Genomic DNA, 12,491 nt, shown 5'->3' with positions numbered 1-12,491 from the left:
ATTCCATCTGTGTAAGCTTAAGCTCAACCACTTAAGAATGCTTGTTAAGCGTGATTTTAACAATCTCGTTGAACATCAGCCTAAAGTTGGAAGATCACGATAAAAAGTGTGTTGATCACAGAATTTCCAAGAGGTTTACCTCGGTTTCTGCTAAACAAGCATGACCACAAAGCAGCCATCCATACTTGATGTCTTCAAGAAAAGCAAGTTGATGAAGCTTAGTTGTAGTGACCTGTAATCATAAATCGTCAAACCTGCAATCAAGACATTTTCAGACCAGGATTCATTGCAACTAAACCTGAACTCGACTGCAACCAGCTTGCAATCATCCACTCAAACCAGGATTAACTGCAACTGACGGAAAGGTTGACTAGCGATTGGTTTGACGGCTTGCCCCAAAAACGCTCCGAATTGAAAACAGCCCAATTGTGGCTTTAACCAGGATTAACTGCACTGACGGAAAGAAAACGACCGTTTTCTTTCCCACTCCATCTGCTGCTCTATAGAACCCATTTGAGATCTAGCCATGCGCCAAACGCTTGAGCATCAGCCGAATGAAGCAGAGGTTGAGTTTTGCAGTCGCATGGTCTAAGGCGCGCTGAAAGGGTTTTGGGTTGGTTGAAGCCTTATCCCACTTGCCACCACCAGAAGGGCGATCGGGTTTCAATCCCTGAAAGGGTTTTGGGTTGGTTGAAGCAATATTGGGATGCGCCCCACACAACTTAAGCTTTTGTTTCAATCCCTGAAAGGGTTTTGGGTTGGTTGAAGCCGTGGCTTAAAAGGTATTAACGCTCTCAGGCAGACTAGGTTTCAATCCCTGAAAGGGTTTTGGGTTGGTTGAAGCCCAACACGCAAATTTAACGCCGCCCGTCGTTACTTCTGTTTCAATCCCTGAAAGGGTTTTGGGTTGGTTGAAGCTTCCCGACTGGAAGAGATTGAAAGATGCAGTATTTGTTTCAATCCCTGAAAGGGTTTTGGGTTGGTTGAAGCCTGATTTCCTCCCTTGCCTCCCAGTCCCCACAATCGATCGGTTTCAATCCCTGAAAGGGTTTTGGGTTGGTTGAAGCTCTTGTGAGATTGTTCATCATCGCGGCATATCCAGTTTCAATCCCTGAAAGGGTTTTGGGTTGGTTGAAGCGCGAATCATTAAGGCAGTGCCACAGGAGGTGTGCGTTTCAATCCCTGAAAGGGTTTTGGGTTGGTTGAAGCCGTTGTTCGGGATTAAGAGTCGATAGCATTTTTTGTTTCAATCCCTGAAAGGGTTTTGGGTTGGTTGAAGCAATAATTAGGCTGTACTATCGCCAAGCAAACATGGTTTCAATCCCTGAAAGGGTTTTGGGTTGGTTGAAGCCTTGAAGCCCGATCTGTACGGTAGACAGATCATTAGTTTCAATCCCTGAAAGGGTTTTGGGTTGGTTGAAGCCTATCGCGATGGTTGCTACGGATTAGTGCTTGTTTCAATCCCTGAAAGGGTTTTGGGTTGGTTGAAGCCACTGTGCCGCCTGCTGTGCTTCCGCACTCTATTAAGTCTTAGGTTTCAATCCCTGAAAGGGTTTTGGGTTGGTTGAAGCCAGGAGAGTGAGTGCGCGATCGCTAAAGAATTTTCTGTTTCAATCCCTGAAAGGGTTTTGGGTTGGTTGAAGCGCGGATAAAGCGAAGCTAGGAGGAAGTCAATACTCAGTTTCAATCCCTGAAAGGGTTTTGGGTTGGTTGAAGCTTGTAGAATCCTCCAACTTCTTGCAACAGCTCATACTGTTTCAATCCCTGAAAGGGTTTTGGGTTGGTTGAAGCTTGCGATCGAAGCCTTGGGGCGTGTTAGCAATCTGTTTCAATCCCTGAAAGGGTTTTGGGTTGGTTGAAGCGTTGTAGGATTCTCGTGAATCGAGAGAATGGGCTGTTTCAATCCCTGAAAGGGTTTTGGGTTGGTTGAAGCCCTTAACTTTGATCGCAACCTTTTCGGGGTTTTTGTTTCAATCCCTGAAAGGGTTTTGGGTTGGTTGAAGCACCCTGTCCGCAAATATGCAGCAATTACAAACACTGGTTTCAATCCCTGAAAGGGTTTTGGGTTGGTTGAAGCCATTGGCGCGATCGAGGGCAATCAATCTCTCAAATTGTTTCAATCCCTGAAAGGGTTTTGGGTTGGTTGAAGCGAGAGAATATTGAGCGTTGGTGAGTGGATCGGTGGTTTCAATCCCTGAAAGGGTTTTGGGTTGGTTGAAGCCTTAGGGGTTAGATCGACGATCGGCTTTTCAAAGTTTCAATCCCTGAAAGGGTTTTGGGTTTGTTGAAGCGATTAGACCTGCGGGGTTTGGGGTAGCGCTAAGAAATACGTTTCAATCCCTGAAAGGGTTTTGGGTTGGTTGAAGCGTCTGTGTCAAAACCCTACGTGACGTTTGCAGTTGTTTCAATCCCTGAAAGGGTTTTGGGTTGGTTGAAGCGCGATCGTTGATAAGCTCAAAAAAGAAGGCTTGATTGTTTCAATCCCTGAAAGGGTTTTGGGTTGGTTGAAGCAGGCATTGCCATGAAACGTTCCAACGCTGCTGATTTGTTTCAATCCCTGAAAGGGTTTTGGGTTGGTTGAAGCAGGCGTTTTGTGTATCGCCTCAAGTGCTGCCCATGTTTCAATCCCTGAAAGGGTTTTGGGTTGGTTGAAGCCGGGTTTTGTGCATCTCAACCCCGTCAACCGTTGTGTTTCAATCCCTGAAAGGGTTTTGGGTTGGTTGAAGCTTTCAGTGCATCCTTGCTGGAAGTCCCATAGCTGATGTTTCAATCCCTGAAAGGGTTTTGGGTTGGTTGAAGCGGATGAGGATTCACTCATCTCGATCGTGTTCACTGTTTCAATCCCTGAAAGGGTTTTGGGTTGGTTGAAGCTGGGCTGATGTTGTGGCTTTGAGTTCGCCATTCCTGTTTCAATCCCTGAAAGGGTTTTGGGTTGGTTGAAGCATTCGGGGCTGACTGCATCGTTAGCAAGCAAGTATGTTTCAATCCCTGAAAGGGTTTTGGGTTGGTTGAAGCGTGATACCTGCAACAGCTAACGCCGTGACTCTATTGTTTCAATCCCTGAAAGGGTTTTGGGTTGGTTGAAGCGTGTTACCATTCTGCTCTAGTACCATATCTTTTTTGTTTCAATCCCTGAAAGGGTTTTGGGTTGGTTGAAGCCTGACCGCTAAAAACTATACGTCTAGGGTACTTCAAGGTTTCAATCCCTGAAAGGGTTTTGGGTTGGTTGAAGCTCACGCAATGGTGTGGGATGGACGGGAGTTGGGTAGTTTCAATCCCTGAAAGGGTTTTGGGTTGGTTGAAGCCTTCACTGGCTGTCTGTCTACCTGTCTGCCTAATGTTTCAATCCCTGAAAGGGTTTTGGGTTGGTTGAAGCCGGGCTGTGGTTAGCCAGTGTGTTTGCTGAGATGTTTCAATCCCTGAAAGGGTTTTGGGTTGGTTGAAGCCGCGGGAGCTTGAAATACGGTCTGTATACTGTTTTCAAGGTTCGGTTGCGCAAATCTTTAGAATTGTAGCATCTTCGATAGCTGGCTTGGCAAAACATCATCTTCGCTTTATGCTGACAAAGTAGTGACCGTATGGATTTGGGAACTTGCGCGGATGGAACTTTTGCTAAAAAGGCTGCATCCTACTCCAGTAAGGTGATCCAGCTCATTTCTAAAAACTCTGACAAAAACAGCTACCCACTCGCGCATTAAGCAAAGAAGATCGTTTCATCCCGGAGCGCTTCTCCTCCAATACGCTCCACTTTGCCTTTACAACAAGCACATAGAAAGTAAAAGCGAATGCTGTCTTGCTCCGGTTTGATCAGGTTACTCAAGCGAGATCGTAGCTTGGCATATTGCGTTTCAGTCAAGTCACATTCAAAAATGCTGTACTGCATCCATTGCCCATAGGACTTGAGAATCTTGTGAATCTTAGTTCGGCGCTTGTCTTCAGGAATATCATAGCTGACCACTACATACATAACGCTACTTCAGCACCAAGGGAGGATATTTGTCGGTTTCTTCCATCAGATACTTCGCCAAAAGCCTTGCTTGGATCTCAAACGATTCTTGATATGTGCATTGGGTTTGCAGCACAGGATGCTTAAATTTAGCTTGCTTCTTTTGCTCATACAGTCGCAAGAAGGTGCGGAGTCCTTCTGGGGTGAGTGAAACTGCGCCACTCAAGGGTTCTGTCATGAAGTCGGTAAGTACGATCGTCCGCCGATTTAACCCACTGAGCACAACGGCATCGACAATGAGGGGACGGAATTCCTCCATTAAATCGAGCGCCAACGACGGACGACCATAGCGCAGAGTATGCAGATAGCCCAGATAAGGGTCAAACCCAACCAGGTTAACCGCACTTTGAAGGTCATGCCGGAGGAGAGAATAGCCCAGGCTGAGTAAAGCATTCACTGGATCGGTCGGGGGACGGCGGCGACGCGCTTCAAACTTAAACTCGCTGGCTCGAATCAGCCGATCGAAACTGCCAAAATAAGCGGCACTCCCAGCACCTTCTAAACCACGGAGTGAATCAATTGCAGTCGTCGTTTCAATTGGCGCAATCACCTGCTCTAACTGAGTCAGTGCCTTCTGAAAATCGAGGTCTGACCCCTCGCGCTGTCCTCGCAGCAGTGCATTGCGATAGTTCTTTAGCTTTCCCCGCACAAACCCTTGCACGATATGAGAAGCTTGCTTTGATGGCGCAACGGCTTTCCATTGAGCCGCTCGCACAAAGATATTCTTAGTTAACTCTGGTTCTAGTCGTCCCAGGTAGCGCCCCATCTTGGTGAGAAAACTCAGGGGAATCTTACGTTCCAGCAACTCAATGACAACCGCAGGTGAGACGGTGGCTCGTCCCAAGATCACAACTCCATTCAGCTTGATTAAGGGAATATCTTGCAAGGTCTGCTTATCTGCCCGAACTGTCAAGCGCTCATCGGTTTTGCCGATGAAGGCATCATCTTGAGTAATGTAAAGGGTGCCCATAGATCCAGAAGTTTGGGTAGTGAATTTGAATCGTGAATTGGCTAGTTCTCTCTACAAGGCTTCTCGATAGCGACTCACTTTATCGGCGGCTTTAGGCAAACACTGCTGATAGAGACTGCATCCTTTGCAGCGTTGACTGTAAATCGCTGGAGGCATCGCTCCGGTATCAAGAATATTAGCAACGGCAGCGATCGTGGCGATCGTTTGTTGCCTCAGTTCAGCATTAATCTCGACGGGCTGACGCTGGTGAGAATGGGCATAGTAGACATAGCCAAGCGGTACAGGCTTCCCTGTCATCTCTTCGATACAAAGCGCTTGGGCACAAACTTGCAGGGCATCATTGCCAAACTCGCCCTTGTTGCCTCGCTTATATTCCACAGGTATCCAACGGTCATCAATTTCTTCAATCAGATCAGATTTGCCAATCAACCGATGGTGTTCTGATTTCAACCAGACTGCCCGAATTTGCCAAATCTCTTCTCGCTGCACTTCACCGACCGTATGAACGCGATCGTGTAAACTCGTGCCTTCGATCGTGTACTGATTGTCGGTGAAGCCGCCCAAACAGAACATCCGCCAGCAGCGATGGGGGCAATAGGCATATTGGTTTAGAGCCGCAATGGGAATGTAGTCGTCTATCATGTTCGCCTCACCATGCCCATCCCCATTGGGGTCTTGCGTCCGATGCCTGAATAAAGCGCAAAATCTGCCAGGGTGTTGAGTTGTTTAATCGCGACTGCATCCGCATCTCCTAAAATGCGATAGCCGATCGTGCCCACACAGCCTGCCCACTTACTATCGGAGTAGTTAACTAGCTCGGTGCGGATATCGAAGAAGCTGGGGAACAAGAAGTCAATCAAGGTTTCGGGAAAAGTCATGCCACTATAGCGATTCCAGCGATGCAGCAAGCTTTGAAACACGCACTCTCGCGTCGGCAGTGCAGAATCATATTTACCCTGTCGAAACGTAGCAGGTGTACAGAGGCTAAAGGTGAGTTGACGAATGTTGTCAGATGCCTGTTCGTATAGTTGAGTGTAGGAACAGAAGTTTGCCCAGGGCTGAGTAGATTGGGCAGTGCCGAGGATGCTAGTAATTTGCAAATCGGCTGGACCGAGATGCCAGGGGTGCGATGGGTTGAGGTTGAGCCAGAGCGGAGTCAGATGACTAAACAGAGCATCATTGAGTAGAGAAACCCGCCACCAGCAGGGAGTAACCGCTGGAATCGGCTGTTTGTATTCCCATTTCAACGTGCGATCGCGCTGGGAACGATCGCTCACTTGCAGCGGACTGAGGGTAAAGGCTTTCTCGGTCTTTTGTTCGTGGAGCCGATCTCCTAAGGATTGGTCTACAGAACTCACGACCGTCAGAAACAAGGCATGAAGATGCCTACCCGTTAGATATTCCGGCGGAATCGGTGATGTGGGCAGCAGATTTAAAATCAAACTATGTGGCATTGTCATCACCCTCTAAATCGGTACTGTATTTGAGCAGGAATTTTGAGTTGAGCAACCTCGTAGTAGTCACCCTGCATCCGAACATTGCGAATCAGACTGACAGGCGGCATGTTCACTGTGTCATAGCTTAGGACCTGATGTGAAAACATGACATCCAGTGGGTTGAGTGGATAAGGAAAGATGAACTCGCTGTGCGATCGCCTTGGCTTTGAGAATTCCTCCAGTCTCACTTCTGCTTTACTCATCCACTTGCCCAAACGTATCCATTTTGGCAACGTGAGAGGTTTTTCAGAGATAATGAAACACTCAAATTGACTTTCAGGAGCAATCTCCTTGGCTCTACCAAAGCTGGGAATGTTTTTCTGAGTCTTCTCCATCTCAACGTGATAGTTGTTGTTGGCATACTTCCAGGTATTGAGAACCGAGGTATGATGGACAGCTCTAGCGGGAGTGATGTAGATTCCCTGTTGATTGAGCGGCGTGAGATGTTCCTCGTACTTAGGAACTTGTTCGGGGCAAAAGTAGCGGTAAGTGTGTTCTTCAGAAACAGTGGTGGAATGGCGATCGCTATCCACTAATCCCAGCGCGTAGCACAAAGCGTAGTTATGCAGCACAGCTTCAGTTTCGTATAGCCTCCCAATCTCACGAGTCGCGAAATATAGACTATCATGAAGCTCAATCGTGCAGCGATAAATCATTACCATCAGATTTGCCCCGCTTTCGCCGCTGATTTTTTCTTGCTGATGTGCTTGCTAGCGTAGGCTTTTGCTTCTTTGTCTGCCTGCTGCAGAATTTTTTGAATGCCCTCTTCGCTGCCTGTGAGTGCCTTCACTTCAACCAACAAAGGTGTGAACGAGTCACCGATCAGATCAGTGTGAACAATAAACTCTTGGGCAAGTAAGTGGGTGATTGCTGCATTGGCTGCGGTCATCACATCATCCTCATCAAGCGGATCGGGTGAGTGGAGTGTTTTGGCAGCACTCATGCGATCGAAGATGGCTTGAGTCCAGCGCAGGTTACTAACAATCTCACCATCTGCAAACACAACGCCAACTATCTCGTTGCGAACTCGTCCTGTTCGAGTGGTCTGAGCGCCATAGTGACGAGTTCGCAAAATGTTGTTAAAGACATAGAGAAAGCTTGCTTCAGTCGGATCTTTTAAGGTAACAATGCTCGGAAAAAATACCTGAGGACGAATGTGGTCTTGTTGATTAATTCGACTGGTGACTTCTCCCGGCTTAGAGCCTGCTTCGCCCTTCGATGCCATTGTGCCATTCTCGTAAGGTGCGTTCAGGGTGAACGTTTCGTGCGACTGATCAAACGGGGTAATTGAAAATGCGGTGTCAACGACCACTTTAGACTTTTCGGAACCAGAGTCACCGATCGCAAAACCATAGATAATGCAGTCCGGATTGTCCATGCCAAACTCAACGTTATATTCGCACTCTTCGGGTTTGACTAAACCATAGGTTCGCAGCAGTTCTCGACCGACTAATCGTTCGGGTGTAGATTGCTTTCGTTTAAACATTGAGAGACGGCTGACGGGCGTTTTGTCGATGATTCCGGCTCGGACGCGTGCTTTGTTGAGTTCCCCGTCGGTTTGAAACAGTGGGTAAGATTCGGTAACGCGAATCGTCAAAAAGTGAACATATTTTCCCATGGGCTTGTAAGGGATTTCGGTGTGAAAAAACTTTGCGTCGACCGCTTTCAACAATGCCATGATGGACTCTCCCAATAATTAGTTGTTTTCAGTTTCAGATTCTTCAATCACTTCGCCTTTCGCTTTGAGGTCGCGATTGTCGTTGTCTTGCTCTAAGCGATAGAGCAATTCGCAAGTGTCGCGAATTAGATTGAGTTGTCTGCCGGACAATCGAGCGCGATCGCCTGCAAATCCTTGCTCAAATACGTCCTCCACAAAATAGCGAGCAAACTCTAAAATCGCTTGACGTTCTGCTTCGCGATCTCTGATTTGGGTAAACCCTTCAGCCCGCGAATTGCGAACGCGATCCATCAGCTTGAAGATTTCAGCCGCAACAGCCATGACTAAAACTTCACCCTGAAAAATGCTGGTGTCGGCTTTGAGCAACACCTCAGCCGCAACGTCGATCGGCTTGAGCACGGCATTGGCTTTGGGGTTGTAGCGTTGTTTCGCTCGATAGAACTTGCGATAAAGCTCTGTCAGTTTTTGAGGATGATTCAAAGGAGATTCTCCGTTCACGATCAGCATTTCTTGACTGGCATCAAATTTGACATAGGGGTCAAAACAGGGGTAGAAGTGGTAGGCATAAAGCCTGATTTTCTGGGGGTTAGGGGTCTCACTCGATTGCTTTCTCGCCCATTTAGCAAGGTAAGAAAAAATATATAGCGGACTCGTATCTAAATCTTTTGCCAGTTCGGTTAATCTGCCCCAATTTGCGTCATAGCCTCCCTTTCCTTGCTTGGCATTTACATCTAAATGGATGGCATAGGCAGCCGTTAAAGTATTTAGTGGTGACGATCGCTCAGTTCCATCAGCCGTTTTCCACCCTTCTAGAATATGGTCGAGCCGAAACCGATCTTTGCCCAGCAGCACCCGAAACGCTTGGGGCGCACTATCGAGAAACACACTTTCTTCAAACTCGGCACCATCATTAAAGGGTGGAATTGGTGATTCGGAAACAACTGTTTTGACATCTAAAATCATCGGAAAAGCCAAGGCTAACCAGGCTGGCATCACCCAAGATTCGGTGTCCGTTGGGTCTTTTCCGGGTGGCAGTGCCATGAAATAAAAGGTGAGTGGTTTGTCATCGGGATAGGCAAGTTTAAAGGTGCGATCGCGTTTGAAGTCAGGGTCAGTTTCATCCAGGTTTTTCTTACGCTCCAGGTCATCATCAATTAAAAAAGCATCAACCGTTTGATAGCGATCGCGACTAAGATCTACATCCAAATCTCGACTAATAAAATGATTACGAATGCTGGTATCAAAGCGGGTTTGAGCAATGCCACTGTATGCCTTTTGCAAAAACTTATTGGTTTCAGGTGTGAAGTAATAGGTCGGATAGAAGTAGAGATAACGGTACTTGCCATCTTCAAAGCGTTTGCCGACTGCCTGAGTTTGATTCATCAGAATTTGCCGCAGCATCATTTCAATCCCCGCAATGCTGGAGATATTGCGTTTGGCATTAGAGCCGCCCAGCATTTGTTTGTTGGTATAAACCTGGGGCGTAAACAGCACCGCTGATTCCATCTGCTCAGTGACAGTATATGCCGAATGAGAAATAGAGCAAATTAGCTGTCGCCCACGTCCTGATTTTTTGGCGTTGCTGTAGTTAGTCAGTTCTTTGAGGAAGATATCGGCTTGTTCAATCTGTGATTGTGTTTGAGTGTCGTCGGGAAGCATGATGACGCGATCGCACCACTCTCGCAAATCTTTCCAACCGTCTGACAAATCATATTGGTTAAGGGTTGGTTGAATGAGTGTAGCAATATAAGTAACTACTTGTTCACAAGCTTCACGAACGTTCTCGATTCCTGGATTGTGTTCGAGATACTTTGCTGCCAGGTAATACCATTCATAAGGGACACCGCCTGTATTTCCTTTGAGCTTTAATGCCTTGAGCGATTCGTTAATCCTTTGAATCTCTCGAATCTGAGGTAAATATTCTGATAAATTCCAAAATTCTGCAACCTTATAGACCAACTCTAAATTGGGGGGTGCAGGAAGTTTTTTGTTTTGCTTACGAGCGGTCTCAATTTTGTCGATTCGTTCACCCCAAATTTTACGAGTGATAACATCGCCAAACTCAGCCATTTGATCAATGCGAATATCATCCACAAATTTGAAATTGTAATCGGATGGTAAAACGCCCTGCTGCTGAAATTTAATTAAGTTCTCGCTACGACTGCTGGCAACAGAAGGCTTACCTGTTCGGAGGATTCGCAAAGTGGCATCTAAAGCAACCTGCACCAATCCAGGATCGTCAAAGAATAAAGTATAGTAATCGGCATATTTCATGCCTTTACCATCGCGCCCAAAGCCCGTTTGTCGCTGTTTTAGTTGTCCCGCGCAGAGGGTCTTAATGCTGGTAACAACGCGATCACTCAAGTCTTCCCGTTCAATTTTTGGCGCGTCTCTTTGAGCGAGATAAATCACACCTGTGGGCAAATACAGCAATGGTTCATAGTAGACACAATCACCAGTGTTTAAGCTTGTATGTGCTTCCACCAAAGCATTATTCACTACGTTGGTTAGCACACCCCGATTCTCAGAAATACTGTGGTAAGTGAATTTGAGTTGCCCATCGCTCAGGTTATGGAGCAAATCATTTAAGCGAGTATTCTCAGCATCGTAGGGATGTTTGACGATCGACGCTAAAGAATCTGCCAAACAGGTTAAATCAGAGAGGCTTCGCAGCACCCGATCTTTTAAGGTTGGATTTAATCCAAACTCCGAAAAGTTCCAGTTAGTATCCCAGCGTCGTTGGGCGTTGTATGCCATGCACAGCAAATCATCAATGTAATCTTTGTAGAACTTTGGATTGTCGGACTTAATGAAGAGATCGAGTCCCAGTTGTTGTACTTTCTCATCAATGATGTGTCGATGAGCTTCCAGTGGCAACTTGCGGCAATCATCGGGCGCATCAGGAAACTTCTCAAAATCATGCAGAATGAAGCCAGCAATGACCAACCGTCGCTCCAGATCGTGCACGGCTCGTTTAACCGTAGTATCCATGTTCGCCAATCGACGTTCGATCAAGTTAGCTGGAAATAAACCATTCAACAAATGAGTGTTAAGTGACTGATCTGCTGCATTATCTCGCCGAACCTTGGCTTTGCCCTCTGCTTCATTTTTACGATCGAGTTCATCAAAAAACTTACCGCCTTTCGCTGTGACCCCAATCGCGACTCGTAACAAATTCGGCAACACATACTCCGCGAAGTCCTGCATCACGGCATCATTCGGGTTTTGTGATTGAATAGCTTCCCGTAATAGCTTCAGTGTCAGGAGTTCGCGTTGAGTTGAAGTGAAGGTGCGATCGCTCTCCTCTTCAAAACCAAAACTGCTTTCTAGAAAATCAAAATCATTACTCATCGTCTTCTAATAAATTCAGGTAAGTTTGAACTTGTTGAATATATTGGGGATATTGCACGACTGATAGTTGCAGGGCGCGGTAAGTGATTTCGGGATTGATATCATCGTAGACATGAGCGAGTACGTTTCTAAATCCCGCTGATAAAGCAAGTTGAGCCGCCAACTCTGAAGAGATAAAACCTAGTTCACCTGCAAGTGTGAATACTTCCGTATTAGTTAGTTTTTCCAGATCAACATTTTCCACATATTTGATCAGCATCTTGTTGATATCAATCGCTGCCTGAATGACAATTTCCAAATATCGCTCAATGCTTGCCTGCCGATCTTCATCCTGAAGATATTCCTCAAACGTAAGTGAATGATAGGCAAACAGCCGAGCCAATCTCCTGTTCATGCCAATCAATTTTTTACCAATTCCTTTAAGATCAACGTCTGTCATAATCCCCACTGCTGTAGCGCTGCTGCAATCTCTGCCTTCTGTTCACGACGAATTGCTTTTAGTTGTTGCCGGGTCATTAAAGATTTTTGCCGAAATTGCTCAAATAGCCCAGGTTCACCTTCGTAAATCACTACGCCATCCTGTGCGATTTCATGCGCTAACAAATCTGAAGCATTTTTTAGATCAACCCAATCCATCTCGTCATCGCCCAAACCGAGGATTCGCTGAAGTACGCTCCAGGATCGATAGCAGTTCCAGCCGCCGCCCAGTTCATATTGTTGACGGAGTTCTTCATTGAAAAGTAGAGCAAAATCCCAATCGCTAGACGGAAAATGATCACCTCTCGCCCGTGAGCCAAAGAGAACCAACAGTCTCAGATAAGAGACTTGTTCCAGGATTTGCGGAATGACTGATTGAATATCGGCGATCGATGTGACCGAACTAACCATAAGTAAATTTCCAGCTTGGGAACGGTTGATGATAGGAAAGAGGGAAGCTACGAGAAGTTGAATGACTTAAAGTTTTTCGAGTCTTCGCGGCTTGTACCCAGC

9 protein-coding genes and 1 CRISPR repeat array are annotated in these 12,491 nt (G+C 46.5%); all 9 genes read right to left on the bottom strand.

What is annotated here, in order from left to right; translation table 11 throughout:
• Positions 1-660 precede the first annotated feature (660 nt).
• A CRISPR array of direct repeats spans positions 661-3,446; the repeat unit is 37 nt; unit sequence GTTTCAATCCCTGAAAGGGTTTTGGGTTGGTTGAAGC.
• 248 nt (positions 3,447-3,694) lie between these two features.
• The 9 genes from cas2 to mntA are packed head-to-tail and all read right to left on the bottom strand — an operon-like array spanning position 3,695 to position 12,389.
• Positions 3,695-3,967 carry a CRISPR-associated endonuclease Cas2 gene (gene cas2, locus A8707_RS20545; protein ID WP_068819078.1) on the bottom strand — a complete coding sequence of 91 codons (273 nt, stop codon included), beginning with the start codon at positions 3,965-3,967 and terminating at the stop codon, positions 3,695-3,697.
• A 4-nt stretch (positions 3,968-3,971) separates the two neighbouring features.
• A complete protein-coding gene (gene cas1d, locus A8707_RS20540) occupies positions 3,972-4,976 on the bottom strand; it encodes a type I-D CRISPR-associated endonuclease Cas1d (protein WP_068819077.1) in 1,005 nt (334 codons plus the stop codon).
• Between the two features lie 51 nt (positions 4,977-5,027).
• On the bottom strand, positions 5,028-5,618 hold the full coding sequence (gene cas4, locus A8707_RS20535) for a CRISPR-associated protein Cas4 (protein ID WP_068819076.1): 591 nt from the start codon (positions 5,616-5,618) through the stop codon (positions 5,028-5,030).
• Positions 5,615-6,430, bottom strand: coding sequence for a CRISPR-associated endoribonuclease Cas6 (gene cas6, locus A8707_RS20530; protein WP_068819079.1), 816 nt, complete (start codon positions 6,428-6,430; stop codon positions 5,615-5,617). The genes cas4 and cas6 overlap by 4 nt, the downstream gene beginning before the upstream one ends.
• 5 nt (positions 6,431-6,435) lie before the next feature.
• Positions 6,436-7,128 carry a type I-D CRISPR-associated protein Cas5/Csc1 gene (cas5d, locus tag A8707_RS20525; RefSeq protein WP_231948233.1) on the bottom strand — a complete coding sequence of 231 codons (693 nt, stop codon included), beginning with the start codon at positions 7,126-7,128 and terminating at the stop codon, positions 6,436-6,438.
• Between the two features lie 5 nt (positions 7,129-7,133).
• Positions 7,134-8,150 (bottom strand): type I-D CRISPR-associated protein Cas7/Csc2, encoded by a 1,017-nt coding sequence (gene cas7d, locus A8707_RS20520; RefSeq protein ID WP_068819074.1) that lies wholly within the window; start codon positions 8,148-8,150, stop codon positions 7,134-7,136.
• A gap of 18 nt (positions 8,151-8,168) precedes the next feature.
• Complete coding sequence (gene cas10d, locus A8707_RS20515) at positions 8,169-11,501, bottom strand: type I-D CRISPR-associated protein Cas10d/Csc3 (RefSeq protein WP_068819073.1); 3,333 nt, start codon at positions 11,499-11,501, stop codon at positions 8,169-8,171.
• Positions 11,494-11,940 carry a type VII toxin-antitoxin system HepT family RNase toxin gene (hepT, locus tag A8707_RS20510; RefSeq protein ID WP_068819072.1) on the bottom strand — a complete coding sequence of 149 codons (447 nt, stop codon included), beginning with the start codon at positions 11,938-11,940 and terminating at the stop codon, positions 11,494-11,496. The genes cas10d and hepT overlap by 8 nt, the downstream gene beginning before the upstream one ends.
• Entirely contained in the window at positions 11,937-12,389 is a 453-nt protein-coding gene (mntA, locus tag A8707_RS20505) for a type VII toxin-antitoxin system MntA family adenylyltransferase antitoxin (RefSeq protein ID WP_068819071.1), read from the bottom strand. Before mntA ends, hepT begins: the two co-directional genes overlap by 4 nt.
• Positions 12,390-12,491 lie beyond the last annotated feature (102 nt).

Origin of the sequence: Phormidesmis priestleyi BC1401, from assembly GCF_001650195.1 — a bacterium.
Classification (GTDB): Bacteria; Cyanobacteriota; Cyanobacteriia; order Leptolyngbyales; family Leptolyngbyaceae; genus Phormidesmis_A; species Phormidesmis_A priestleyi_B.
This window is presented reverse-complemented; position numbering and strand designations above follow the sequence as displayed.

Bases quoted from the DNA above. Each gene is read 5' to 3' on its own strand.
- cas7d (WP_068819074.1), bottom strand. From the start codon at position 8,150: ATGGCATTGTTGAAAGCGGTCGACGCAAAGTTTTTTCACACCGAAATC.
- cas10d (WP_068819073.1), bottom strand. From the start codon at position 11,501: ATGAGTAATGATTTTGATTTTCTAGAAAGCAGTTTTGGTTTTGAAGAG.
- cas1d (WP_068819077.1), bottom strand. From the start codon at position 4,976: ATGGGCACCCTTTACATTACTCAAGATGATGCCTTCATCGGCAAAACC.
- mntA (WP_068819071.1), bottom strand. From the start codon at position 12,389: ATGGTTAGTTCGGTCACATCGATCGCCGATATTCAATCAGTCATTCCG.
- hepT (WP_068819072.1), bottom strand. From the start codon at position 11,940: ATGACAGACGTTGATCTTAAAGGAATTGGTAAAAAATTGATTGGCATG.
- cas2 (WP_068819078.1), bottom strand. From the start codon at position 3,967: ATGTATGTAGTGGTCAGCTATGATATTCCTGAAGACAAGCGCCGAACT.
- cas6 (WP_068819079.1), bottom strand. From the start codon at position 6,430: ATGCCACATAGTTTGATTTTAAATCTGCTGCCCACATCACCGATTCCG.
- cas4 (WP_068819076.1), bottom strand. From the start codon at position 5,618: ATGATAGACGACTACATTCCCATTGCGGCTCTAAACCAATATGCCTAT.
- cas5d (WP_231948233.1), bottom strand. From the start codon at position 7,128: ATGATTTATCGCTGCACGATTGAGCTTCATGATAGTCTATATTTCGCG.